Source organism: Mannheimia granulomatis, assembly GCF_013377255.1.
Lineage (GTDB): Bacteria > Pseudomonadota > Gammaproteobacteria > Enterobacterales > Pasteurellaceae > Mannheimia > Mannheimia granulomatis.
Genome location: NZ_CP016614.1, coordinates 1,322,232 through 1,348,233, shown reverse-complemented (window position 1 = coordinate 1,348,233; position 26,002 = coordinate 1,322,232). Strand labels below are relative to the sequence as shown.

General features: G+C 38.2%; 18 protein-coding genes, 3 pseudogenes and 1 riboswitch. Of the genes and pseudogenes, 9 read left to right on the top strand and 12 right to left on the bottom strand.

Annotation, left to right across the window (positions count from 1 at the left end):
• Window positions 1-724: 724 nt before the first annotated feature.
• Window positions 725-1,099 (top strand): annotated as a pseudogene (locus A6B41_RS06275) (IS30 family transposase); the annotation flags it as partial.
• Here A6B41_RS06275 and A6B41_RS06270 read toward each other — a convergent pair.
• The 5 genes and pseudogenes from A6B41_RS06270 to A6B41_RS06250 form a co-directional block, all read right to left on the bottom strand.
• Window positions 1,069-1,623 (bottom strand): annotated as a pseudogene (locus A6B41_RS06270) (tetrathionate reductase subunit TtrA); the annotation flags it as partial. The pseudogenes A6B41_RS06275 and A6B41_RS06270 overlap by 31 nt on opposite strands.
• Before the next feature lie 189 nt (window positions 1,624-1,812).
• A complete protein-coding gene (locus A6B41_RS06265) occupies window positions 1,813-4,599 on the bottom strand; it encodes a hypothetical protein (protein ID WP_050436787.1) in 2,787 nt (928 codons plus the stop codon).
• On the bottom strand, window positions 4,596-5,804 hold the full coding sequence (locus tag A6B41_RS06260) for an NACHT domain-containing protein (RefSeq protein WP_050436788.1): 1,209 nt from the start codon (window positions 5,802-5,804) through the stop codon (window positions 4,596-4,598). Before A6B41_RS06260 ends, A6B41_RS06265 begins: the two co-directional genes overlap by 4 nt.
• Before the next feature lie 26 nt (window positions 5,805-5,830).
• The gene (locus tag A6B41_RS11180; RefSeq protein ID WP_027074492.1) at window positions 5,831-6,019 is read right to left on the bottom strand and encodes a hypothetical protein; all 189 of its coding nucleotides are present in this window, start codon (window positions 6,017-6,019) and stop codon (window positions 5,831-5,833) included.
• Between the two features lie 264 nt (window positions 6,020-6,283).
• Entirely contained in the window at window positions 6,284-7,231 is a 948-nt protein-coding gene (locus A6B41_RS06250) for a hypothetical protein (RefSeq protein WP_027074493.1), read from the bottom strand.
• A 529-nt stretch (window positions 7,232-7,760) separates the two neighbouring features.
• Between A6B41_RS06250 and A6B41_RS06245 the strand changes: the two genes are divergently transcribed.
• Together A6B41_RS06245 and A6B41_RS11300 are read left to right on the top strand one after the other, a co-directional pair.
• Window positions 7,761-8,177, top strand: a complete 417-nt coding sequence (locus A6B41_RS06245) for a substrate-binding domain-containing protein (protein ID WP_027074494.1) — start codon at window positions 7,761-7,763, stop codon at window positions 8,175-8,177.
• Window positions 8,178-8,421: 244 nt separating this feature from the next.
• Window positions 8,422-9,351 (top strand): annotated as a pseudogene (locus A6B41_RS11300) (LLM class flavin-dependent oxidoreductase).
• A gap of 284 nt (window positions 9,352-9,635) precedes the next feature.
• Here the strand turns inward: A6B41_RS11300 and qatD are convergent.
• From qatD to A6B41_RS06215, 5 genes are all read right to left on the bottom strand, one after another.
• Entirely contained in the window at window positions 9,636-10,367 is a 732-nt protein-coding gene (gene qatD / locus A6B41_RS06235) for a Qat anti-phage system TatD family nuclease QatD (RefSeq protein ID WP_032847448.1), read from the bottom strand.
• 115 nt (window positions 10,368-10,482) lie between these two features.
• Window positions 10,483-11,679 (bottom strand): Qat anti-phage system QueC-like protein QatC, encoded by a 1,197-nt coding sequence (gene qatC / locus A6B41_RS06230; RefSeq protein ID WP_237052456.1) that lies wholly within the window; start codon window positions 11,677-11,679, stop codon window positions 10,483-10,485.
• Window positions 11,679-12,419 (bottom strand): hypothetical protein, encoded by a 741-nt coding sequence (locus A6B41_RS06225; RefSeq protein WP_005759403.1) that lies wholly within the window; start codon window positions 12,417-12,419, stop codon window positions 11,679-11,681. The genes qatC and A6B41_RS06225 overlap by 1 nt, the downstream gene beginning before the upstream one ends.
• A gap of 3 nt (window positions 12,420-12,422) precedes the next feature.
• Window positions 12,423-14,189 carry a KAP family P-loop NTPase fold protein gene (locus A6B41_RS06220; protein ID WP_027074497.1) on the bottom strand — a complete coding sequence of 589 codons (1,767 nt, stop codon included), beginning with the start codon at window positions 14,187-14,189 and terminating at the stop codon, window positions 12,423-12,425.
• Between the two features lie 153 nt (window positions 14,190-14,342).
• Complete coding sequence (locus A6B41_RS06215; protein ID WP_418887736.1) at window positions 14,343-14,810, bottom strand: zinc-binding dehydrogenase; 468 nt, start codon at window positions 14,808-14,810, stop codon at window positions 14,343-14,345.
• Between A6B41_RS06215 and A6B41_RS06210 the strand changes: the two genes are divergently transcribed.
• From A6B41_RS06210 to mukB, 5 genes are all read left to right on the top strand, one after another.
• The gene (locus A6B41_RS06210; protein ID WP_156930224.1) at window positions 14,747-14,908 is read left to right on the top strand and encodes a hypothetical protein; all 162 of its coding nucleotides are present in this window, start codon (window positions 14,747-14,749) and stop codon (window positions 14,906-14,908) included. The genes A6B41_RS06215 and A6B41_RS06210 overlap by 64 nt on opposite strands.
• Before the next feature lie 179 nt (window positions 14,909-15,087).
• A complete protein-coding gene (locus A6B41_RS11160; RefSeq protein WP_237052454.1) occupies window positions 15,088-15,222 on the top strand; it encodes a LuxR C-terminal-related transcriptional regulator in 135 nt (44 codons plus the stop codon).
• Between the two features lie 172 nt (window positions 15,223-15,394).
• Window positions 15,395-16,738 (top strand): chromosome partition protein MukF, encoded by a 1,344-nt coding sequence (gene mukF / locus A6B41_RS06200; protein WP_027074499.1) that lies wholly within the window; start codon window positions 15,395-15,397, stop codon window positions 16,736-16,738.
• Between the two features lie 48 nt (window positions 16,739-16,786).
• Entirely contained in the window at window positions 16,787-17,509 is a 723-nt protein-coding gene (gene mukE, locus A6B41_RS06195) for a chromosome partition protein MukE (RefSeq protein ID WP_027074500.1), read from the top strand.
• Between the two features lie 69 nt (window positions 17,510-17,578).
• Window positions 17,579-21,997, top strand: coding sequence for a chromosome partition protein MukB (gene mukB, locus A6B41_RS06190; RefSeq protein WP_237052511.1), 4,419 nt, complete (start codon window positions 17,579-17,581; stop codon window positions 21,995-21,997).
• 80 nt (window positions 21,998-22,077) lie between these two features.
• Here the strand turns inward: mukB and lysC are convergent, their stop codons facing one another.
• Window positions 22,078-23,430 carry a lysine-sensitive aspartokinase 3 gene (gene lysC / locus A6B41_RS06185; RefSeq protein ID WP_027074502.1) on the bottom strand — a complete coding sequence of 451 codons (1,353 nt, stop codon included), beginning with the start codon at window positions 23,428-23,430 and terminating at the stop codon, window positions 22,078-22,080.
• Window positions 23,431-23,526: 96 nt separating this feature from the next.
• Window positions 23,527-23,716, bottom strand: a riboswitch (Lysine riboswitch).
• A 168-nt stretch (window positions 23,717-23,884) separates the two neighbouring features.
• On the bottom strand, window positions 23,885-24,214 hold the full coding sequence (locus A6B41_RS06180) for a DUF496 family protein (RefSeq protein ID WP_027074503.1): 330 nt from the start codon (window positions 24,212-24,214) through the stop codon (window positions 23,885-23,887).
• Between the two features lie 207 nt (window positions 24,215-24,421).
• On the opposite strand from A6B41_RS06180, the gene ppx reads away from it, so the two are divergent.
• Window positions 24,422-25,927, top strand: a complete 1,506-nt coding sequence (ppx, locus tag A6B41_RS06175; RefSeq protein WP_027074504.1) for an exopolyphosphatase — start codon at window positions 24,422-24,424, stop codon at window positions 25,925-25,927.
• Window positions 25,928-26,002 lie beyond the last annotated feature (75 nt).

Here is a 26,002-nt window from a genome sequence, read left to right as displayed (position 1 = left end):
ACAATAGAAAATTGAATGTTTATATAATTAGTAAATAAAAGTATTAGTTCAAATTTACAAAAAAGTTGAATTACCCCTTAAGTACTTTTTGATAAAAATGGAAAAGTCAGTTGATGTATAATCAAGACTTTTCCGACCAAAGAGAAGTAAAGATGTATAATTAACTGGCTTATGAAGAACGATTCTACATTGAAACCGCCTTAAAACACAAGTCTATTAGATAGATTACCACTGCATTAAATCGGGCAATATCAACGATTCGATAGGAAATCCGGCGTAACCGTACAAAATCTGGCGAATATATTGCCCGACACATCCAACAGTTTTATAACCAATGGCAAAAAGCAAAGCCTTGCCAAGTCAAAATCACTCCGGCATTATGGCAATGCATTGAAATCAAACTCAAGGTGTATTGAAGTCCGGGGCAAATTGTGCATAGTTTGATGTTACCGATATCGGTTAAATCGATTTATGCCTATTTACACCATCATTTCAAACGAAAAGCCCCATATGGCGGTGCTTACAGCGTGGAGAGAAGCGTTATATTAAACGCAATGAAAAGTTATACCGCCGCCGATGTCGGATTGCTGATGCGGCATATATCCACCACAGACCGCAAGAGATAGAGCTGAAGTATTGAGTGGGAGATTGAGAGGTTGATACGATGTTGGGCAAAGGGCATTTTACCGCCTTGGCGACGGTGGTCGAATGAAAGACGAAGTATAGCCGAATCGTGAAATTATCGGGTAAAGATGCCGATGATTTAGCAGAGAAAGTGATTTTGGCGATGCTACCGCTGAAAGCCCATATCCACACCTTAACCTTTGATAACGAGACGGAATTTGCGGCACACAAGAAGTGGGCAGAAGCATTGGATTGCGAAACCTATTTTTCGGATGTGAGAAGTCCCTGGCAAAGAGGGTTGAATGAAAATACGAACGGGCTTATCCGTCAGTATTTTCCGAAAGGGAGTGATTTGCGGGAGATAACACAAGAGGAAGTTGACAATGTTGAGCGGGCATTAAATACCCGTCCAAGAAAAACACTCTCTTATCAAACCCTGCTATTACTGTTTAGTGCAGTTAGGTTGATCGTGTAGAAACTGCGTTGAGCAAAGCGTTGCAATAACGGCTGACGACCTTCCGAGCCGGCAAAGGTTACCAGCAGTTGGTTGGCTTTAGTGCCTAAATCGGGCTTTTTCGGGTTGATTGGATCTTGCAGGTTACGAATGGCTTTCAAGCCCCCACTTCGCCCTCGCAGAACAGGTTGCCGCCATTGACGACTTCTTCCACCAACTGCTCAAAGCTGATGGTCTGCCACTTGCCTTCGCCACGCTTCAACGGCTGAGTAATGCGGTACGGGCTATTGATACTATCCAAAAATGCCGCACCACGGGTACAGGCGGTCGAACGGTTTTCGATCCCGCTTTCGCCCGCCAGCAACACTTCCGCCTTGGCAATCGGCATCCCAAAACGGCAGGGTTTTGTCGCTGGATAGCGGGTGGTACGGGTTGCCCGAAATGCGGATCACTTGGTTGGTCTTCAAATCGACCCTCGCCCCAAACGCCGTCGCACCACTGAGAGCGAGACCGCCTTTTAATAAATTCCGCCGTTTATTATTCATTTTATTCCCTACATGCAAAGCTCAAATTCGATGTAGTTATTGTAAAAACGGGCGGATTGGGTGGGTATTGTGGTTTTCCACATATCAAGGGGAAGTTTGATTTGGGTCAAGGGAGAGGGAACAAGCGGTCAAATAACAGTGGGAATTTGCAAAGTGTTGAGGGGATTTGACCGCTTGTAGAGTTTAAGTTTAACTAGATAAATCAAGCACAAATAGATCTATTTTATTTCTTAACTCTTCAGATATCTTTTCATATACTTCCCAATATAATTCCTGAGCATTATTGATGCCATGATGTTTAACACCAGCAACTTTTTCATCTGGACCGAACCATAATACTAAATAAATACCTTGTCCATCAGAATCTGGATGAATCGAATATAACCTATTTAATTGATTCTCAAATGCTGAGTAAACCTCAGAGTGCCATTGACCTTTAACTTCGATAGGAACAATCTTTCTATTACCTTCAATAAGTTTAGATAGAACAATATCACATCGTTTGTCATCTTTCATATAGTGTTCACGAGAAACTATAATTTGTCTATTTTCTAGTCTTCTCAGTCTCTCAGCAATATATTGTGTAGCCGTATTTTCATCTACTCGATTAGCAAGTACCATATTACCATTATAAAAGATAGATTTAGTAGTTATATCATGCCCATTCAAATCATCTTGGTAAGATTGAAGCTCTTCAATAATAACTGCACGCAAATTTTCTATACTAATAATTTCATCTCGTTCAATTAAATTTACTATTTGCTCTGGTTTAGGTGCTTGAAAACTTTGTATAGCGATTTTCTTTAAATAATTAAATCTAATACTTCTTAAATCTGAATGAAGGTTTATATACGTTGGGTTATTTAGCAATCTATCAATAACGGGAATTGTATTATCTGATTCATTTTTTCCTAAGAAAAAAATCACATTCGTTAAAAAACGATAAGCTTTTTCATCATCAGGACTTTCAGAGCCATAAATATCTGATAATTCAACTTTTGGATATTCTTGCCAAAATGTGTCTAAAATTAACTCAACTTTTTCAGGGGATAGTGCCAACCAATCTTTATAATCGCCAAATATACCTAAATCCTTTTCTAAAATGAATATAGAATTTCGATCTTTGGTTAATTCTTTCCAATAGGACTCATAATCTTGATCTAGTAAATAGAAAGCATGAATATACCAAAAGTTTCTTTGTGTTTTTTGATCTCCTTTTTGTTGATTGTTTTCAGCAGATACTAATTCATCGCAACGTTTTGCAAGTAATAATTTCAAACTATCTCTATTGCTAGATTGAATTGCCATAGACATTAATTTCTCTAACTCTGGTAGTTTTAAATGAGAGTATTTACTTAACCATTCTAGAGCGTACTTTTTCTGAAATTGTTTGAATAAATCTTTTTCTAACCAGTAAACAGGATGATTCTTGTAATTGGTATTGGAAAGCTGAGGTTCTATATAGTCATTTATAAATTTTTCTATTGTTTCTACATTATTAAACAATAGGCTTTCTACCTCATCTTTTAATTGCTTCCTAATACAATCATCTATTTCTGTCCAATGAACAGATAAATGAGTGTATAATGCTTCTAGAACATTCTGTTGTAATGCTTTTAATGATCTGTCTCTTGTAAAAATTTCTATACAAGAAGCATAAAGAATAATTTCAATATTTAAAGCTGAAGAGTCAGAATGCAGTTTAGCCAAATCAGTTAAATTGGGTATGTCCAACTGAATGTAGTTAATACAGTTATATAATGCATTTCTAACTAATTGTTCATCACCAAATTTCTCTGCTATTTTTTCTGGCTCTCGCAGAAAAGTATAGGAAAAGGTTAATAGGCTATTCCTATGACTACCACTTTCTATTAACACTCTATTTTCTTGAATATATTTAATATTTCTTGCATGAGATTTACGCTGTTTTCTATTGATATTTCTAATACTCTTTTTACGGTTATATTTAAGAGTATTTCTCTGATAGAATTCCTTCGTTTCTTGATTTATTCTATACCAAGCCATTAAGAAAGCTGGTTTTTGTAAAGCCTGATTTCGCATATGTCTTCTCAGTAAATTAGGCTTTTTCTCTTTGCTGTAAAAATCATGATGAGATATAAAATATTTCCATAGTGCAATATTATCAGTTCCGAAGGCAAAATCTATAATAAATCTTAGATCTTTAGATTGGAAATTTAATCCTGAGTGAGAATTCCATTCAAAGTGATAGCATTTCATATTATGAATTTCTTCTCTAGTACATAGATTCTCAAATACCAACTTAATTATGTCCTGCCTTAATTCATCATTCTCTGATAAGATTTTTACAGATAAACTTTGTTCTTTTGATACTCCATTCTGAAAGTATAAATCTTTAATCCATGTCCAAATTTTAGATGTACTGAATGTTGAAGATAGTTCAAAATAACGATCTAATAGCATGCTAATGATTTTACTAATGCCTATCCGGCATTTGCAATCATATTTCTCTTGGCAAGTGCAAACTAGGTTATTGGATAGTGAGTCTAGTAATCTTATTGTTAAATCTAGATCTAGTTCTTGAATAAATAATCTAATGAAGTAACGTTTTCCGAAAACTCTTTCTATTTCATAACTGGTTGGATATAGCTCAGCACATATGTTAAGAAAATAAATATAATCATTTAGCTCAAAGTAACTTCTGTCAGATAAATTCATTATTTCACTAGCAATAGATAGTGAAACACTATCTATTTCAGAGACTAGCTGTACCCAAACATCTTTAATTGGATAATCTTTCACTTTAAGCAGACATTCTCCTGCTAGTCTACGAATAGATAATTCTTTATATTTTGGATTAGTATCACAAATGATTGTTCTTAACTCATCAACTACTTTAGAAACTACTGACGACTCAAGTAATAGTTTTAATAGTACCCGTTGTAAATTCCCACTTCTATATTTTTCCGATAGCAATTCTTTTAATTCATCTATCATATCATCAGAAAAAAATCAGAAATACTAAAGTTTCTCCATATATCATGACGAGTAAAATACGGATCCTCTTGATTTAAGTCTTTTAATCTTGATAATAGTGTTCTTTTTGAACCAGGAAGAAGTAAGGATGGATCTCCATTTGCTAAAATAGCATAAGGATCTAAGTTTATTAGTCTCTTCTGAATTTGTTGATTCTCTGATAGTACAGCTATCCACGCAAATAAACCACGTAATTCATCTCTGACAACATTATTAGGCGCAATAATAGATAAAATCTTATTCAATGATAAACGATTCGTCATTGCTGTAAGCCTCTTCGCGAGATAGTTGCCCGCACAATATTCTGCAACAATTCTATGAACAGGTCTATGCTGTCCAGTAGCCTCCCCAGGAATAAAAAATTGTGTAGATAAAATTTGTGTGATATTTAGATCTTTATTTAAATCCTTTAAATTTGGAAAAAATAAATTAGATGATATATCGTCAACACCAATACCTTCTGAGCCAGATAGCATTAATTTACAAAAAATATCTTCAACTAAATCAATTTTTCTTGTAGAAGATAATGTAGAGGAATAACTTGGATTAGCTTCCTTTGCTAATCCTTCAATAGAAAGTTTAAAGGCAGAATATCTACTTTCAAAGTGTTGATTATTCTCAATATAAGCTTTAGCGAATAGTTTTAAAAATAATGGATTGGATAATAGGGGCGTTAATTCAATCTTTTGTGATTCCTGTAAAAATTTTTCTGCATTTTCTTTTGGATAGCATGAACTAAAAATTTCTTTTTGTTCTTGTTGGTTAAGTGGCTTTAAATAAAGTATTAAAGGTTCTTCCCCGAAAAGAGTTTTACAAGTTCTAGTATAGCTTTCAGACCATTCACTAGAGCGACTAGAAAAAATAATTCTGTCAGCTGATGTATTTTTTGCCATAACAAGCACTTTAGTTGCAGCAGATTGATCAACTTTAACTAATTCATCAAATGCATCAATAACAATACAAGAGCTTTTTTCTGGGTTTAAATGAATAAATATATTTGCGGTACTTTTCTGAACACCTAAGGATGTTGCTAATTTCTCCAGCAAGCAACTTTTTCCAGCACCTGGTTCAGCAAGCACTATGATCACTTTTTGATTGAGTGATAATAATTCAGTTTCTGTGAATTCTTTATTCTCTGTATGTAAAATTCTAGAAATATAGTTCATTATAAATTCTCTTGCATAAAAAATCACTAATCAAAGAATTCTCTATCCACCCAATTCTCTTGCCACAATTCATCCATAGTAATCATATATTTCGGATAATTATTTGCAATCTCTTGCAACGGTGAAAACTCTCGTTTAACGGTTTCTTCACTTTCTAATTTGTAGGCAACTTGAATATAGATTTTTTCATTCTGTTTTTGGGCGAAGAAATCCATTTCTTGTTGCCTTTTAAATCGAACTACTCGACACAGTGTAAGATGAAAGCGGAGTTCTAGGGCTTTCGGATGATTATAAATGCTCTTTAAATCGGCTTTGCGTTGTTGACTTTTAAAATAATCGGCGACATTTTACCCGGGTGCCCAAAATCGAGACAATCCCTGATCCGCTATTGAGCACTAACCAATCAAAATGGTAAGGGTTTTCACATATCAACGGTATCACAGGAGCAGATTTATATAACTATAATAATCTCTCTTTAGCTAGAACTTATTTAAGGATTTATCATCAATTTTAAAATCTTTAATCTCTAACTTATCTAAAATCACGGGTAGAACTTGATGAATTAATCGCATTCCGACGAGTAATTCATTCATATAGATGTCAGGATGTAGTCTGTCATCATTAATTCCTAAACATTCTTTTTCAGCTTCAACGCCTAGACTATCGTGTTCATCATCTATTAAGTGCATTAATTCAGCTCTTAATGGAATATTAGATTTAAATGCATATAATTTGAGTTGATGAATCCACTCTTTATAATCTTTCTCTATATCCAGTCTGAATCTCTGAAATTTATTTAGCTGCTGTAAGTTTGTATCTGCTTTAACAATAGCTAAACTTAATAACCTTGTTTCTATATTTATGATTAACTCATCAAAATCATCTATAGAAGATTGGGAATAGAGTTCGGTAATATAAGCAGCATAAAAACTGTATATATCAACAAAAGAGCGGAAAATATCATATATTAATGAACAAAATTCATTATTATAAATTTCTTCAATAAATTCATCACTCCAATCAAGGTAATTTTCATCTTTATTTTCTAATTCCGATGGAAAAGAGAGAGGGAATGAATATTCAAGCTCTTTTAGTGAATTCACTAAATTAGATAATACAAGGTCTGGCTCGTCAACTAATGGTGCTATATAAAAGCCGGTTTCTCCATTATCATTAGCTGATTCAGCTAAGTAAGCTAAGTAAGCAATAATTCCTTGCCATTTCTTTGCATTTTCTATGGAACCAAAGGCTAAAATAACATCAGGATCCAAGCTCCCAATGTCCAGTAATTCCCTTACCTTATTTTCCATTTCAAATGACATATATTCCCCTTTCTTCCATTTCGTTATTTGGGTAGGAGAAACAGATAACTTGCTTGCAAGCTCTTTTTGGGAACATGATAAGATTTGCATTGCTAATTCGATCATTGCTAAGCTCATAAAGACCTCTATTTAGTAAAAAGAATGATTATTTACTAAATAATATGGCCTTTTTACTAAAAAGCAAGATGGTAATGTAAAAATTTACTAAATCGGTCTATTTCTGCTCAGAGTGAATAAGTGATTCTCGTATTATTTCTTCTCTATTTTTCATTCATTCTCCCTTCAGCATTGCTGCTGTCATCAAACGGTAAAATTTGTCTCTATATGAGGAAATTGGATGAAATACTGTTGCTGTTTGGTAATTCAGAGGGGTTGTTTCCGGATTACAAAAATAATCTCCTTTTTGACTGCTTATAGTAGTACTCTGACGATAAATTTCCCCGTAGGTTACACAATTAATTTCACATATTTTTGCTTGGAGTTGGGAAGAATGTTGGCCGATAAGTGGCTGTTGGCCATAAGGAATAGTCAGCCATTCTTAATTACAACCTCAATACAAAAAAGAGAAATTGAACATGAATTTTTTAAACCAATGTATTACTATAACTTCATTGACTAACCCAATCTGCTCAAAATGAAATATCTATTTCTCCTCCTTCTATTGCTTTCTCCACCGTTTGGGAGGAAAACCTGGCAAATCTGCATTCTCGCCCAGCGTGGAGAAGCCTACACTCGAACCCATTGGCAGCCGTGGGTGGAGTGCTTGAACGGGCAGTTTCCGGAGGAGTGGTTTGAGTTTGTGCCGTTGGGGTTGGGAGAGGCGAACAGTTGGGCGGAGTTGGATCTTTTGTTGGCTAACCAAGCCCAGTTTTTCTATTTAAGTCGGCAGAATGTTCGTTGGTTGGCGATACTCAACAGCCCTCATTTGGCAGACGGAGGATCGGTCGGTAGTAGCACTTGGATGCGTGCTGACCGCCCTTATCAACGCCTTGCCGTTCTGAAAGGTAAAACACGGAGTTCGGTGGATAGCACCTTGTTTTTATTGGCATAAAATCAGATTGAGGTGGCAATTGCACCCGTTGGTTTGGAAAACGAGGGTAAGATCAAGCGGTCAGATTTCCGCCTAATTTTGCAAAATCCGTTGTACTGCACAGTTGACAATTTCATCAAGTAACACAATAAAGGCTTTGAGCAAATTCAGGTCGAGTTTTTTATATTTGTCATGCTTATATTCCATAATCAGAATAATCAATTTGCAATAATAGTATCACGCTTTTAGGATAAGCTGAAAATGGATAAAACTATCTTCCCTTAATCTTGCTCCACTGCGAGAAGGGCAAACACAAACAGGAGACTGAAGCTATGGTGCGGCTGGCAAAACATTTAGACGGCCTTGATTTTATCCGATTTTGGATTGCCGAACACCACAATATGCCGCATTTGGCGAGTTCTGCTACGCAAATTTTGATTGCCCACACCCTGTCGCACACGCAGAATATCTGTGTCGGCAGCGGTGGGGTGATGCTGCCGAATCACAGCCAATTACAAGTCGCCGAGCAATACGGTATGCTACACACACTCTATCTAAACCGTGTCGATTTAGATCACCCGGCACTATCCTGATGAGCGTACTGGCACTACGCCGTGGGCAACGAGATGTGTCGCAAGAATTTGAGCGGGATATTCTCTAACTGCAACGCTATTTTGGTGATGCCCAAGATCAAGGCGAAGTGTGAACCTACCCAGCCTTAGGCTTGAACATCCCTCTTTATATCTTAGGTTCAAGCACCGAAAGTGCCTTTCTTGCCGGACGTTTAGGCTTGCTGCATGCCTTTGCCGCCCATTTTGCCCCGAGAATGTTGGATATAGCGGTTGGAGATTTACCGAAATGAATTTAAGCCCTCTGTCGTGTTGGATCAGCCTTATGTGATGATTTGTAACAATGTGTTGGTGGCGAACAGCCAAGAAGAAGCCTACTTTCTAGCCACCACCCAACAGCAACTGTTTTGGGATTTAGTCCGTGGTGTCTCTCGTGTATGCAGCCACTCGTGCCGGATATGGACGCCCTTTGGACAATTCAAGATAAATATGCAGCAAATGTGATGATGAATGCCTCTTTAATAGGCGACAAGGCAAGTATAAAATCCCAACTAATTGATTTCCAAGCAAAATATCAAGCCGATGAGCTGATTGCGATTAACTATATTTTTGATGAAGCGAAGTAGTTGCGATCGTATTCTTTGCTTAAAGAGGTGGTGGAGGGTCTTTAAGAGACCTTGAGGGTATTAACAAGAGGTCAATATCTGCTCGAAATTTACAAAATTTGCCAATTCGTTAAAGCAGATAATAGGAGCTCTTCAATAAAAGTTTCATTGTTGGTTAATAAAACATTAGGGGGATGCTCCTAATTGTTTTGTTTAGATTGCAAACAAGGATAATTGGGAAGCTTCATAGATGGGTATAGGTCTGAGTTATGATTAGATTTTATAAATCATAAACCTGATAGTGATTAAATATTTTTAGAAACAAGATTGAATAAATTCTGTTTAAGATTGTTTTCAGCTTCTAAATTATTCATACCCCAAATATCCGCTAACATTGAAACGGCAATATCAACATTCCAAGGATATAAAATTTGTTCTTGAAAAGTGCCAAAAGGCCCATCTGTTTCAATTAATATCTTTTCTTTTGGTATTACTTGAACCAATTCATAACCCTTTTTACCTCTTAACATTGCAGGTCCTACAGAAAAATAGCACCCCATTTCAATCGCTCGTTTTAACTGCTGTTTGGTGCCTGAAAACCAATGAAGAATTGGTAAGTTATCATTTATTTGACTTAATTCATCTAGTACAGTATTTGTACTCATTCTAGAATGTACACTTAATATTTTTCCACCAGCTTTTGCCGAGCTTCTTAAAATATGGCGAAAAACCTTTAATTGAGTTTCCCAATATGCCTTAAACTCTTTTCCTCCATCTAAACCAATTTCACCTACATAGCGAGTTTGGTTTAATAAGGAATCAAACAATTCCAACTCCTGCCAACGCTCATGAGCCAATTGTGGGTGTAATCCCAAAGCCGTACGAATACGAGGGCAATCTTTCGCCAATAAACTTGTGCCATACCATGCTTTGGGTGTAGTTGTAACAGATAAGACATAAAGATTTTCATCTTGGCATCGTTTCACAACATATTGTGGATTGGTGTATAAATCCAAATGACAATGCATATCCATCATAATATTTGATTCACTATTAAAAGTTGTTCCACTTCATTTAAGCCATTCCTAAAAACATCTGCAAACTGATTTAATTGTTGAGCAGGTAATGAGCCACTTTGTAAAACCCATTGATTTATATTACGATGTTTTTTTGACCAATAGCGCTCATTAAAGCAAATAAATCATCTTTTCTATCCTGATGTGTCAAGATTTGCCGAATGTCATTGAACTCATATTCAGCATCATTGGTGATGCCAGCATAATGCAATGACGCTCTACGAATCAGGCAAGGAACACAAACTCCGCATTGTTGGTTTTTGCGTTTCCAATGACTACACGAAACAGTATCGGGGATAATTTGTTGTAATAATGGTAAATTTGCACATTCTGCTATCATTTGTCCTTTGGTTTTAAATTGATAAGGATTTTTTAAAGTAAAAGGAATATTGACTGCAGTGAACAATTTTTGTAATTCTTGAATAAAATAAGGGTGCGTAGTACGAGTACTCAAAGTACCTACTCTGCGTGGCGTTAAAGGTGCATTGATTGAAATCACTCCATTTTCAGGCACGAAAATATCAATCTCTTCTTGCACAACTTCCTGTAATGCATAAGCTGATACAACTGCAAATGCCAAGAAATTTAAACTTCTGGTTCGCATTGTGATTTCAGTCGTCCTACCATTGTTTAAATGTGGCTGTGCAATTGCATTAAGTTGAGAAAATTGATTGGCATAACGACTTTGATTAAATTTTTCAACAATCATTTGTTGGCGTGATTTGTCGCCTTTATAAGAGTGACTAACCAAAACAGGTGAATAACCCTGCTCTAATAAATCAATTGCTCCAATTGCCGAATCCAAACCACCTGAAAACAAACAAACGCAGTCTTTATTTCTCAAATCCACCAATTTAGCTCTGCTACTTAATTTATAGGGCTGTGGCGGTAATTGCTCGCCTGCCTGAAAATTAAATTGCCAAATATCGCCACTCAAAAAGTGTAAAATTTGCTCTAAATGGGTTTTGTTTGCTTGCCAAATATCAGGCTGACACAAAGGTAAAGTAATGGAAAAAGAACGACACCAACCATTTGCGGTATCTTTTCGTAAAACAAAAGTATCCGCTGCGGTAACTGCCAAAGCAATCGTCAAAAAATCCATTACGGTATTACTGGGCTCAATACCTAATCTTTTTACTTTATCCAAAACCGCATTACCGATATAGGCAATTTGTAGATTTTTATCGCCCATTTCATACAGCCGAACAGGTATTGCACCATTTGGTAGATTTTTTAATTGTTCAATATCGTGATGAAAAACTAATTGAGTCATCAATAATTCTCCCATTCTTCCCAAATTTCCAAAATGGCTTGATTTTGAATTTCTTGCATTTGTTCGGTTGTTAGCTGGCAAATATCATCTGTAACCTTGGGAGCAAGCGTAATATCAACCACTTCACGAATGAGTTGTCGTAAAGCATTTTCCGCTTCGGCAATTTGCACAGGACTATCACCTTTTTTCCAAGCCTTGCCCGCATCGTGTACAATTTGCAGAAAAATGCTTTCAGTTAAATAACAAACCATCATTTTACCAATGACTTCAACAGTAATACTATTTTCATCAAAAGTCGTCATTCCTTCTAATGCTTCTGATAACGCCACATTTATCGCAGAACGAATTTTGTCTGAATCTCCGTGATGTCCAGCCAAAAGTTCGGTAATTTGATTGATAACTGCATCGCAAGGCTGACCATTTAAACTATTTAAATTAACCGAATATTCTTGCTGCTGGCTGCCTGAAAAAATACCAAATAAGCCCGAACCTGCTTGGGTAATTTTTCCCAGCTTTTGTACGGCTGTATGTTTACCACCACTGGCTTTTTGAGCGTAATGACCGAGCGCTTTACGCACATCCTCACGCCCACCGCCTTGTACAGCCCTACCTATTGCTTGGCGGAAGCCTTTTAATCGTTGCGGTTCTGATGTTTGTGGCAATGCTTGGCTGTCATCAACCCAAGCAGGTAATAGAGGGGAACGACCATTTGGTCCTACGCTAGATTGTGAAGTACCCATTGATTACTCCTGATACCAAGTTTTGCTTTTTAATCTTTTGTTTAACCACGGATAGTTAATGCCTTTATTTTTCAATCCAACAATAAAACGGTTTAAAATTTTTGCACCATCTTCTGAATTTTCCGCCAACAAACAAGCCCCTGTAAAACCATTTGGACTTTTATCCCAATTATCCACTTTTCTTAATTGTTCAATTAAGGATTCCATAACAGAGATTTGTTCATCTGTCGTTAATTGTTGAATGGCATTTTGGGTATATTGAGAACCTGTTATTGTTGTGGTTGTAAGTAAAATGCTTAAAGCATCTTGGGCTTTTTGAGAAAGTTGAGCAGTATAAGTATTTAGCGGTATGGTTTCTCTGGATAAATAAATTGCCGCTCGCAAATCAAGATCAGATAATTTGGGCTCTAATTTTACCCATTCTTTGATAAATGTTTGAATGGGTTTATTTTCAGAGAGTATTGATAAATTTTGCTCATTGTTATTTTCCAGCTCTTTTAATAATTCAGGTTTGCCCTCTTTTTCATTGATAAGCTGATAAAATTTTATTACTGTATCAGAATCCACACATCGCTCAAAAATTACCAATTTGGTAATAATCGCTTCATCTAATGGCATTTGACGCTTATCTGAAATTTTGGCTCGCATTTTAATAGTATTTAAAATTCGTTTTACAATTCTAGGATTACCGTGAATGTTTGGCGAATTTGCCAATAAAGGGGCTATTCTGTTCGCTCGCTCAAAATCTGCCAATAGAGCTTGATTATTTTGCTCTCCAATAGTTTCAGCTACTTGTTCTGGCTTTAAGGATTGATTTTGCCAAGATTGTTGCAAATGGTTTTCTAAAAATTGGCGTAAGTTTTCTAATGTTTCGGTAGATAATTTTTGATGAATGGCGTGTAGCATATACAAATACGCGCGAATCTCAAGAACACCAGCTTTCGGTACACGAATAGGAATCTGAATGAGTTTGTCCAAATAATCAATTTGATGACTATAAGACAAATCTTTGTAATGTTCCGCAACTGAATGGCGAATCATTTCCTCATCAGCCGCAATAATAAAAGCGGTACGATTTAAAAATAAGAATAAGCGAATGGCTTCCAATGTTTGAATGGCATTAGCAGGCAGACAACGGTCAAGGTTATCAATAACAATAACCAGCTTTTTACCTAAATCCTGTAATATTTCGCCATATTCTTTTCTAAACGCATTGATTTGTTGTGGTGGTGTTTGTTTCTCCTTTGGCTTGATAAGATTTTTTCCTGAATCAATAATCTCTTTTCCTGTTTCTATAGCTTGTTTACTTTCTGCTTCATCTTGAATACCATCCAATGAATTTTGGGCTGTTTCAAATGTTCTGGAAATTAAACCAAAAGTTGGTATTCCTGCTGCTAAAGCAGCCCCATCAGCCATTAAACCAAACAAACGCAATCCATCAATTCTTGCAAATAAATTTTTAGATTTTTTCCAAATGGTTTCGTCATCTTTGGCAGCCTGAATCAAATGACTAGCAATCACTTCTAAAAGTGCTGCCCTGGCATCGTCAAATCCTTGATAAAGCCAAGCATCAAATTTAATCACAATCCACTCATCGGGCTTGATTTGTTGCTCAATTAAATTTAACAGGGAAGACTTGCCTGCACCCCAGTTACCAAAAATACCTATTGAAACTGGTAACATAGCTTCAGTTTCCAATATTTCAGTAACGATTTGAGACACTTCGCCAAAATTGAGATAGTCCTCTTTAGATTCAGTATCTGACCACATAAATTACTCTCATTTATGTAAAAATATTAGCTTTCCTATTTTAACATATTTCTAACTGAAAAATTTTAAATATTTTAATAATAAAGCATGGATAAGATTAGAGTAAAGCCCTACTTTCTCCAAAACAGTATTACTCACTCCTTTATAGCTAAATTACCCTTTCAAACTCCCCTCAATCACAAACCGATATTTCACATCGGATTTTTGCATACGTTCGTAGGCGGTGTTGATCTCACTCATTGCAATCATCTCTACATCTGCCACGATGTTATGATCGGCACAGAAATCCAGCATTTCTTGGGTTTCTTTAATCCTGCCAATCACCGATGCCGAAATGCTACGGCGTCCCATAATCATTGGTACGGTGTTAATCGTCTGTTCTAATTCACCGATCAGCCCGACCAGCACTAATGAGCCGTTTAGTGTGAGCGTTGGGATATAGGCTTTCAGGTCGTGGGTGTATGGCACGGTGTCGATAATCAGATCAAAGGTATTGGCTGCCTCGCTCATCTGCTCGTCATCAGTGGAAAGCACCACAAGGCTTGCACCTAGGCGGAATGCGTCAAAACTGGGATTTTGAGATGTGGTTTTCTGGCTTCCCGGTGGATAATACCTTGTTATTTGCAGAAAATCAGATTGAGGCGGTGAAGCCGAATGTGCCGAAGCCCTTGCCGCCTAAATTTTGGATGCACTTTTGGCAGAGCCAATTGTCCGATTAAACCTGGTAAAACAGAGTGGAATTTATTGAGCAGGCGATTTGCCCCAACTCGGTGCGGTGTTGCTCAATATTCGTGTGTCGCTGCTGGACGGTCAACAAGTGTATCAAAAATTACGCTAAACTTACCAGAAAAGAGCGGAATTTGGTGCTCTAGATTAGCAAAGCATCACCAACAAGCAGATGGATGATCAGCTTGCTGTGTCGGTGTGCACAGTGGAAGTACACCGCTCAAGTGTGATGGAAAAAATGCAGGCGGAGAGCTTAGCAGGGCTGGTACAGAAAATTAGTGATTTGCAAAAAATTGAGAGAATATAACCGTTTGTGTATTTGAAGATAAGTGTGAAATTGCTGAAAAAGTGTTATAAATAGTTAGGGTAGTTTATAAAAATTACTGTTTGTATTTTATCCTTCCATTCCCATTTTCCTCTCGTTCAGTTACAATAAAGACTATTTTTCTATTTTATACTAAATCAAAGATTGAGCCCGTATGCAAAACGAATTGGCACAGACTATTCCAGAACTCATTTCGTGGACGAAAGATCGTGAATTTTCTCTTTCACTTTCTTCTGACCGCTTAGCTTTTTTACTTGCTATCTCTATTTATAATCAAGAACAGACAGATGGTGAACTGTTAGAAAGTGATCTAATCGATCTTTTTCGCCATGTTTCAAATTCGTTTGAGCAATCAGATGCGACTTTTACACAGCGTGCCAATAATGCGATTAATGACCTAGTTAGACAACGTTTGTTAAATCGTTTTAGTAGTGAATTTACAGAAGGTTTGGCAATTTATCGGGTAACACCGTTGGGTGTCGGGATTTCAAACTACTATGTTCGTCAGCGCGAATTTTCAACGCTTCGCCTTTCAATTCAGCTTTCTATTGTGGCAGATGAAATTCAGCGGGCTTCTGTTGCTGCTGAAGAAGGTACAGAAGCGTCAAAAGATGAACGGTTTTGGCGGAATAATGTATTTGCGCCGCTAAAATATTCGGTCGCAGAAATTTTTGATAGTATCGATCTTTCCCAACGCATAATGGATGAAAACCAGCACCAAATTCGTGAGCGAATTGCTGAGCTACTTAGCCAAAATTGGCACGAAGCGATTATGAGCTGTGAGCAGTTATTAGATGAAACTTCAGGCAATTTGAGAGAGCTGCAAGATACCTTAAATGCAGCAGGCGATAAGCTACAGGCTCAATTATTGCGCATTCAAAGTTGCTTAATTGCACGTGATGATTTGGATTTTATTGATCAGCTTATCATCAATCTACAAAATAAACTTGACCGCATTATCAGTTGGGGACAACAGGCAATCGATCTTTGGATCGGCTACGATCGTCACGTGCATAAATTTATTCGTACAGCTATTGATATGGATAAAAATCGAGTGTTTGGGCAGCGTTTGCGCCAATCTATTCAGGATTACTACAATTCCCCTTGGTTGCTTTATACCGCAAAAGCAGACGCTTTGTTGGATTTGCGCGATGATGAAGCTGTGTTGAATGAAGCAGAGTCGGTCGGAGAGCTGCCAAGTGAATTGGAATATGAGGCCCTTTCTGACGTGCAAGAACAAATTGTATCGGCAATGCAAGCTCATTTGGCGCCATTCCGAGCAGAAAGTAAGCCGATAGATTTAGGTGTGATTTTACGAGAGCAACTTGCTCGATTCCCGGAATCTCGTCATTTTGATGTGGCTAGAATTATTGTTGACCAAGCAGTTAAACTTGGTATGGCAAGCCAAGACAGTCAGGCTGTTTATCCACAATGGCAGCCGATTAACGATCAGGGTGCGGAAGTGCAAGCTAATGTGATTGACCAATATAATAAGTAACAAGCGGTTGTTTTTTATAAAAGTTTTGCAAATTAAGAGAGATATAACATGACAGATAATATCCAAGAGATGATTTCCCCAAAATTGGCGTTGGCGATTGCTAATTCAATTTTCCCACAGCTTGACAGCCAACTACGTGCCGGTCGCCATATTAGTATAGAATCCCTTGATGAACACGCTTTTTTGATGGATTTTCAAACGGAATTAGAAGAGTTTTACCGCCGTTACCATGTAGAATTAATTCGCGCACCTGAGGGCTTTTTCTACTTACGTCCTAAAGCATCCACTTTGATTAACCGTTCGGCAATGTCTGAAATGGAAATGTTGGTTGGAAAAGTATTGTGTTATCTCTACTTAAGCCCGGAGCGTTTGGCGCAACAAGGTATTTTTAGCCAAGATGATGTGTATGAAGAATTGCTGAGCCTTGCGGATGAAAGCAAATTATTAAAGGCGGTAAATCCACGTTCGACAGGTTCTGATTTAGATCGTGCTAAGTTAGCGGAAAAAGTTGGTGGTGCGTTACGTCGTCTCGCACGTATCGGTATTATTACCCGTGTGGGTGAGCAAAATAGTAAAAAATTTGTGATTTCAGAATCGGTATTCCGTTTTGGTGCGGATGTGAGGACAGGAGACGATCCTCGAGAAGCGCAATTGCGTTTGATTCGTGATGGTGAGGCAACTACACCGTCACTTCTAGCCGAACAAGCGGTTGAATTAGATGAAAATCTTGCAAATGAGTTAGATGATACTGAAGTGGCTGATGAGGAATAATAAGTAATGGAAAATATTGAATTATTAGAACAAAATGCAATTGAACAAACAACAGTTCTTGCACCTGTCATGCCTCGTCACGAAGGTTTAAAACGCGGTAAGTTCCACTCTTTAACTCTAATCAATTGGAATGGTTTTTTTGCTCGTACTTTTGATTTAGATGAACTGGTTACAACCCTTTCGGGCGGTAACGGTGCGGGTAAATCGACCACTATGGCGGGTTTTGTGACCGCATTAATTCCTGATTTAACCTTACTGAATTTCCGTAATACGACAGAGGCCGGCTCGACTGCTGGTTCTCGTGATAGAGGTTTATACGGTAAATTAAAAGCCGGTGTCTGTTATGCGGTGTTGGAATCGCTGAACTCTCGTGGGCAACGTATTATTACCGGTGTGCGTTTACAACAAATTGTTGGTCGTGATAAGAAAGTGGATATCCGTTCATTCTCGGTACAAAATATTCCGCTCGATCAAACTATTATCGGACTTTTAACTGAACAAGTGGGTAATAAAGCTCGAGTACTTCCACTTAATGAACTTAAAGATAAATTCGAGGGTAGTGAAGTACAGTTCAAACAATATCACTCAATTACCGACTATCACAGCTTTATGTTTGACTTAGGCGTGATTCCAAAACGTTTACGTTCAGCGGCTGATCGCAGCAAATTCTATAAATTAATTGAAGCATCACTTTACGGTGGTATTTCAAGCGTGATCACCAAATCCTTGCGTGATTATTTATTGCCGGAAAATACAGGTGTTCGTCAAGCGTTTCAAGATATGGAATCGGCTTTGCGTGAAAACCGAATGACCCTAGAAGCGATTAAGGTTACACAATCTGATCGTGATATGTTCAAACGCTTGATTACGGAATCGACCAATTATGTGTCGGCAGATTATATGCGCAATGCCAACGAACGCCGTAGTAACGTGTTGCAAGCGTTAGAGCAACGTAAAGAGTGGTATGCGGCGAAGTCTAAGATTTTAGTTGAGCAGCAACGTTTTGTGGAATTTAGCCGTGAAACGGTGGATATTGCCGAAACCGAAAATGCGTTAGAGGCGGAATACAATAGCGCGAATGATCATCTAAATTTAGTGATGAACGCCTTACGCCATCAAGAAAAGATCGAACGCTATCAAGATGAAGTGGAAGAGCTGAATATCAAGCTTGAAGAGCAACAGGAAGCGTTGGAAGAAATTGCGGATGTGGCGGAAAATGCGCAAGCTCGAGCGGATCAAGCAGATGACCACGTTGAAGAACTTCGCTCGCAAATGGCGGATTATCAACAAGCCTTAGATGCTCAGCAAACCCGAGCATTACAATACCAGCAGGCGGTGAATGCGTTAGAAAAAGCGAAGCAATTAACCGGCTTGGTAAATTTAGATTTAAATAATATCGAAGATTACCATGCTGAATTTGAAGCTCAAGCAGAAGATCTAACGGATAAAGTATTTGAGCTGGAGCAACGCTTAAGCGTATCAGATATGGCGAAAACCCAGTTTGAGAAAGCTTTTGAATTAGTTTGCAAAATTTCCGGTGAAATTGACCGCTTGCAAGCTTGGGAAGAGGCTCGAACATTATTATCTGCCTTCCCTGAGCAGAAAATGCAGGCACAGCAAGCAATTAGCTTACGCCAAAAATTAAACGATTTAGAACAGCGCTTGCAGCAACAGCAAAATGCGCAGCGCTTACTTGCAGAATTTAACCAAAAATCGCAGCAACAGCTAAATTCATCAGAAGCCTTAGAAGATTATTTTGATGAGCAACAAGCGCGACTAGAAGATTTAGAGGCAGAATTATCCGATTTTGTTGAGCAGCGTTCTACCCAGCGTCAACAACGTGAACAGCTTAATCAACAATATCAACAACTAGCGAAAAATGCTCCTGCTTGGCATACAGCACAGTCTGCATTAGCCCGTTTGGAAGAGCAATGCGGTGAGAAGTTTGAAGCCGGTCAATCAGTTATGCAGTTTATGCAAACGATGTTGAGTAAAGAACGTGAAGCTACTCTTGCGCGTGATGAATTAGCTCGCCAAGAGCAGTTACTTGATGAGAAAATTACTCGATTAAGCCAACCGGACGGCTCGGAAGATGCCCGTCTAAATCACTTGGCAGAGCGTTTTGGTGGTGTGTTGCTATCAGAATTATATGATGATGTATCTATTGAAGATGCACCTTATTTCTCGGCCTTATATGGTGAGGCTCGCCACGCTATCGTAGTGCGTGATTTAGAAGCAACCAAGGCACAGCTTGAAAAATTAGATGATTGTCCAAGCGATCTTTATTTGATAGAGGGGGATCCATCTGCCTTTGACGATGCGGTATTCAGTGCCGAAGAGTTAAGCGAAGGTGTGGTGGTGAAAGTCTCTGAGCGTCAATGGCGTTACTCGAAATTCCCGGATGTTCCGCTATTTGGTCGTGCTGCCCGCGAAAAACATTTAGAAACTTTAAAAGCTGAACGTGATGAAATTTCTGAAAAGCATGCTGAACGTGCGTTTGATGTACAGAAATGCCAACGTTTACACCAACATTTAAGTCAGTTTGTAGGTACGCATCTTAATTTAGCATTCCAAGAAAATCCGGAGACTTTAATGCAAGAAATTGCAGCCAAGCGAGCGGAAATTGAACGTGAATTGGCTCAATCCAGTGGTAATGAGCAGCAATTACGTCATCAATTAGAGAGCGTAAAAGCCCAGTTGCAAATTTTAAATAAAATTCTACCGCTTGCGAACCTATTAGCGGATGAAACATTAGCCGAACGTGCGCAAGAGTGCCGTGAACAATTGGAATTAGCTGAAGAGGATGAAATATTTATCCGTCAGTTTGGTACGACGTTAAGTCAGTTAGAGCCAATCGCAGCAGCATTAAAAAGTGATCCGGCTTTATTTGAGCAATTGGAAGCGGATTACAGCCGTTCTGTGGCAGAGCAAAAAGTGTTGCAGCAAAAAGTATTTAGCCTTGCTGATGTGATAAACCGTCGCCTACACTTTAGTTATGAAGAAACGGTTGGCACAGAAGGCTCGGCATTAACTGAGCAACTTCGCCAGCGTTTAGAAAATGCGCAACGTGAACGTGAGCAAGCCCGTGAACAGTTACGCCAAGCACAGTCACAGCTTTCGCAATATAACCAAGTTCTGACAGGTTTACGCAGCTCCTATGATGCAAAAAACCAAATGCTACAAGAGTTGATTCGTGAAATTGATGACTTGGGCGTGCGTGGCGACACCGGTGCCGAAGAGCGTGCAAGATTCCGCCGTGATGAATTGCAACAACGTTTAAGCCAACAACGCTCACGCAAAGGATATTTGGATAAACAAATCGCTGTGATCGAAGCAGAAATGGACAATCTTAACCGCACATTACGCAAAGCAGAGCGTGATTATAAAGCCCAGCGCGAGTTAGTTGTTCAGGCAAAAGCCAGTTGGTGTATTGTGCAACGTTTATCTCGCAACAGTGATGTAGAAAAACGTTTAAATCGTCGTGAATTGGCTTATCAATCAGTGGAAGAGCTACGTTCTATTTCCGATAAAGCCTTAGGGGCGTTGCGTACTGCGGTAGCTGATAATGAGTACTTACGTGACAGCTTGCGTGCCTCTGAAGACAGCCGTAAGCCGGAAAACAAAGTGGCGTTCTTTATTGCGGTTTATCAACATCTGCGTGAGCGTATTCGTCAAGATATTATCAAAACAGACGATCCGATTGATGCAATCGAGCAAATGGAAATTGAATTATCTCGTTTAACCAATGAGCTGACCGGTCGTGAGAAAAAATTGGCAATTAGTGTAGAGAGTGTAGCAAATATTTTACGCAAAACCATTCAACGTGAGCAGCACCGTATTTTGCAACTCAACCAAGGTTTGCAAAATATTGCCTTTGGTCAGGTAAAAGGGGTGCGTTTAGTGGTGAATATTCGCGATACTCATGCGATTTTACTCAATGCGTTATCCAATAATCGTGAAGAACATAAGGATCTATTTGACAGCCAAAAACTAAGCTTCTCGGAAGCGTTAGCAATGTTGTATAAACGTGTGAATCCACACATTGAAATGGGGCAACGTACACCACAAACTATTGGTGAAGAGTTGTTGGATTACCGCAACTACCTTGATTTAGAAGTGGAAACTTTCCGTGGTGCAGACGGTTGGATGCGTGCAGAAAGTAGTGCGTTATCAACCGGTGAAGCAATCGGTACGGGGATGTCAATTCTCTTGATGGTGGTTCAAAGCTGGGAAGAGGAGGCACGCCGTATGCGTGCTAAAGATATTCTTCCGGCACGTTTACTCTTCTTAGATGAAGCGGCTCGTTTAGATGCAACATCAATTAATACGCTATTTGAATTATGTGAGCGTTTGGACATGCAGTTATTAATTGCTGCCCCTGAAAATATCAGCCCTGAGCGGGGTACAACTTATAAATTGGTACGTAAAATTACCAATAACCAAGAGTATGTACATGTTGTAGGGTTAAAAGGGTTTGGGCAGAAGTAGTAGTTATTCTGTAAGATAATAAAAACGGTCAAGTTGAATAAACTTGACCGTTTTTGTAAGAGCTGGTAATTAAGTATTAATTATTCAAATAAAGCTTTGTGAAGTGAGCGAACTACTTCATCTGCTTCTTCGTTTTTCACTAAGGTACAAACGTTATTTGAGCTTGCACCATAGCTAATTAAACGAATATTATGGTTTTCAATTGTTTGGAATAAACGTTTTGCAACACCGGATTGTGTATGTAAGTTATTACCAATAATGGCTACTAATGCAAGGTCGGTTTCTACTTGAACATTGCAACAATTGTTTAACTCATCTAATAACTCAGGAGAGAGCATATCTGCACCTGATGAAGCAGATCCTGTTTTATCTAATGTTAATGCAACGCTTACCTCTGAAGTAGTAATTACATCTACTGAAATTTTATGTTTTGCTAAAATTGCAAACACATTGGCTAAGAAGCCTTGAGCATGTAGCATGGAAAGGCTTGAGAGCGTTAATAAAATCTGGTTACGACGTAACGCAAGAGCACGGAAAGTCGGACGAGGTTGCGGATCACGTGTTACCCAAGTTCCCCCTTGTTCAGGCGCTTTACTTGAACCTACATAAACAGGGATATTGCTGCGAACTGCCGGTAATAAGGTGGCCGGATGTAATACTTTTGCCCCAAAAGTTGCCATTTCAGCAGCTTCATTAAATGCCATAGTATCAATACGTTGTGCATTTGGTACAACGCGAGGATCTGTAGTGTAAATACCCGGAACATCAGTCCAAATTAATACATCATTGGCTCCTAACACTTCAGCTAGCAATGCAGCAGAGTAGTCAGAACCGCCACGGCCAAGGGTGGTCGTTTTACCTTCATCGTCACGACCGATAAAGCCTTGGGTAATCACAATTTTACCTGACTGAATAAGTGGCTTAATCACATTGTCAGATTGTTGTTGGGTTTTTTCGTCATTAGGTGCGGCTTTTCCGTAATGGCTGTTTGTGGCTACAACATCACGTACATCTACCCATACGGCAGGGTGTCCACGTTCAATTAATAATTGCGTGAAAATCTTAGTGGACATCATTTCCCCATGGCTAATTAATTCATCGCTTAACGCTGCAGAGGTTGCAAGACTTGCTGATTCAGCTAATGCTTCAATATGCTCCAATAATTCATCAATTTCGGCACGAACAGCATCTTGAGATTGTAATTTTTCGATGATGTTGTATTGAATTTGACGAACTGCTGCAATAACTTCATCTCGATGTGTTTTCTCACAACCATTTGCAAGTTCAACCAAATAATTTGTTACCCCGGCAGAGGCAGAAAGTACAACAACGCGGGTATTGTTATCTGCAATCACAATATTTGCCGATGAAGTCATTGCATCAAAATTTGCAACGCTAGTACCACCAAATTTAGCCACAGAAAGATTAGACATAATAAAAATTTCCTTAAAACAAAATAGATAAATGTTGTATTAGGGGATATTCGGAAAGGAAATTTGAGTAGATTATACGGTTTGATTTGAGAACCTATTAATCAGAGCACTCCATTTAATATCATATCAAATATTAAATGACAGCTGATAGGATTCAACCTGCTCAGCCGATGTTAATTCCAGTCTAGTGAATTCACACCTCGGCAATCACTCCCATCACATAATTTTCAAACGGCCCTAGTTGCCTCGAATTAAGTTGCCTGAGTGTTGCACCTCTCCCGCAATGGTAAGCCCATTACTATTTTTCAACGCTTGAAAAACCTGTATAGAAATACCTTTTTATTAGGATTTTGTCAATGAATATTTAGTTTTTGAATGAAAAATTAAATACTTAAACTAAAAAACAAGCGGTTAATTTTTGCAAAATTTTGTAGGAAATTAACCGCTTGTATACTTATGATTTTTTATTGGTAGGTGATTGTTTATGCGATGCCATTTTTTGACGGATTTCGCGACGCTGTTTTGAAAGTTCTGCATTGCGAATCATGTAATCATCAACACGGTTTTCATAATCATCACGCATATTTGAAATAATTGCACGCACATCATTAATAGACATTTCATCTGTAATATATTGTGTGAGATTATCAAGTAGTAATACGCGTTTTTGGTTATCACGAATTTTGCGATCGTTATCCGCTGTTTCACGGTGTAATTTATTTTTTAGGCGATAAAGATGCACATAATCAAGCATATCTTGGAATGATTTATTTACTTCAGACATAGAACTTCCTCTTAGTTAGGTTTAATTTAGATTTTAGTAAGTGAATCCTAGTCTTTTTCCAACAATTCGTCAAAAAATTTTGCTAAATTTTATGATTTAAGACTATTATGTCTAAATAAAGTCGAATTTTTATAGTATGACTAGTGATATAGCTGCTTTAAAAATGGTAATATCTTTGACTATTATGGTTAGTACAGGATTTTATATATGTCATCTCAAAATATTGCTCCTCGTGAATTTGCTGCGATTGATTTAGGGTCGAATAGCTTTCATATGATCGTTGCCCGTATTGTGAATGGCTCTATTCAAGTCCTTTCACGTATTAAACGCCGTGTCCGTTTGGCTGACGGGCTAGATGAGAATTTAGTGCTAAGCCAAGAAGCGATTGAGCGGGGTGTGGCCTGTTTGGCTTTATTTGCCAAACGCCTACAAGGCTTTTCTGAGGAAAATGTTAAAGTTGTAGGCACCTATACGTTACGTCGAGCAATCAATAAGCAAGACTTTTTAGATCAGGCAAAAGCGGTTTTTCCCTATTCTATTTCGATTATTTCAGGTCAAGAAGAAGCAAGGTTAATTTATTCAGGTGTGAGCCATACCCAGCCGGAAAAAGGCCGTAAATTGGTAGTTGATATCGGCGGAGGTTCAACAGAAATCACTATTGGCGATAATTTTACCCCGATTCGGGCAGAAAGCCGCCACATGGGCTGTGTCAGTTTTGCAAAACGTTTTTTTCCTAATGGTGAGTTAACGATTGAACGCTTTGATAGTGCTTACCAGTTAGCGATGGAAAAAATTGAAGATTTGATGTGGGAGTATCAAGAATTAGGCTGGGAACACGCATTAGGCTCTTCCGGCACGATTAAAACCGTTCATCAAGTACTTATAGCAAATGGCTATAGAGATGGTCTTATCACCGAGCAACGTTTGCAAAAACTGATTGATATTTGCTTGGAATTTAAATCGCTAAATGAAATTAAAATGCGGGGATTATTAGAGGAACGAGCTGATGTATTAGTGCCGGGACTTGCGATTTTGCTGGCATTATTTCATACATTTAGAATTGAGGTGTTGCGTTATTCAAACGGAGCATTGCGGGAAGGGGTAATGTATGGGTTGGAAAAAAGCTTCCAAGTAGGAGATATCAGACAACGTACAGCACAGGCGTTAGTAGAGCAATTCGATTTAGATCAGCTGCAAGCCAGCCGAGTTGAACATACGGCCTTAATTTTATTTGATCAAATAAAAAATTGGCGAAACCGCCGCCAAGTTCAAGATCTACGTTCTATGTTGAAATGGGCAAGTTTATTGCATGAAATTGGCATTGTAGTTAATCATAACAATGTACATCGTCATTCTGCCTATTTAATTTCCAACCGAGATTTACCGGGTTTTGATTTTGAGCAACAAACACTTCTCTCTGTATTAATGCGTTTTCATTTGAAAAATTTTAAACGCTCCGACATTCGCAGTATTAATCGCTATCAATGTCGAGATGTATTAACGTTGGTTCGGGTATTCCGCTTGGCAGTATTACTCAATCGTTCAAGACAGGCGACAGTCGAGCCTGAAAAATTAACGCTTACTATTGAAAATAATCACTGGCACTTACAATTTAATCAACACTTTTTAAATCATAATCCGTTGGTTTTAGCTGATTTGGAAGATGAACAAAAAATGCTATCATTGACAGAATTAAGTTTAACTATTTCTTAACATAAAGGAGGCAGAATACCTCCTTTATGCAATTCCCCTACAAGCGGTAAGATTTCATCAATTATTTGCTAAGAG

Bases quoted from the DNA above. Each gene is read 5' to 3' on its own strand.
- lysC (WP_027074502.1), bottom strand. From the start codon at position 23,430: ATGTCTAATCTTTCTGTGGCTAAATTTGGTGGTACTAGCGTTGCAAAT.
- A6B41_RS11180 (WP_027074492.1), bottom strand. From the start codon at position 6,019: ATGGATTTCTTCGCCCAAAAACAGAATGAAAAAATCTATATTCAAGTT.
- A6B41_RS06250 (WP_027074493.1), bottom strand. From the start codon at position 7,231: ATGATCGAATTAGCAATGCAAATCTTATCATGTTCCCAAAAAGAGCTT.
- A6B41_RS06260 (WP_050436788.1), bottom strand. From the start codon at position 5,804: ATGAACTATATTTCTAGAATTTTACATACAGAGAATAAAGAATTCACA.
- ppx (WP_027074504.1), top strand. From the start codon at position 24,422: ATGTCATCTCAAAATATTGCTCCTCGTGAATTTGCTGCGATTGATTTA.
- A6B41_RS11160 (WP_237052454.1), top strand. From the start codon at position 15,088: ATGGATGATCAGCTTGCTGTGTCGGTGTGCACAGTGGAAGTACACCGC.
- qatC (WP_237052456.1), bottom strand. From the start codon at position 11,679: ATGACTCAATTAGTTTTTCATCACGATATTGAACAATTAAAAAATCTA.
- A6B41_RS06180 (WP_027074503.1), bottom strand. From the start codon at position 24,214: ATGTCTGAAGTAAATAAATCATTCCAAGATATGCTTGATTATGTGCAT.
- mukF (WP_027074499.1), top strand. From the start codon at position 15,395: ATGCAAAACGAATTGGCACAGACTATTCCAGAACTCATTTCGTGGACG.
- A6B41_RS06220 (WP_027074497.1), bottom strand. From the start codon at position 14,189: ATGTGGTCAGATACTGAATCTAAAGAGGACTATCTCAATTTTGGCGAA.
- A6B41_RS06265 (WP_050436787.1), bottom strand. From the start codon at position 4,599: ATGATAGATGAATTAAAAGAATTGCTATCGGAAAAATATAGAAGTGGG.
- mukE (WP_027074500.1), top strand. From the start codon at position 16,787: ATGACAGATAATATCCAAGAGATGATTTCCCCAAAATTGGCGTTGGCG.
- qatD (WP_032847448.1), bottom strand. From the start codon at position 10,367: ATGATGGATATGCATTGTCATTTGGATTTATACACCAATCCACAATAT.
- mukB (WP_237052511.1), top strand. From the start codon at position 17,579: ATGCCTCGTCACGAAGGTTTAAAACGCGGTAAGTTCCACTCTTTAACT.
- A6B41_RS06225 (WP_005759403.1), bottom strand. From the start codon at position 12,419: ATGGGTACTTCACAATCTAGCGTAGGACCAAATGGTCGTTCCCCTCTA.
- A6B41_RS06210 (WP_156930224.1), top strand. From the start codon at position 14,747: ATGCGTCAAAACTGGGATTTTGAGATGTGGTTTTCTGGCTTCCCGGTG.
- A6B41_RS06245 (WP_027074494.1), top strand. From the start codon at position 7,761: ATGAAATATCTATTTCTCCTCCTTCTATTGCTTTCTCCACCGTTTGGG.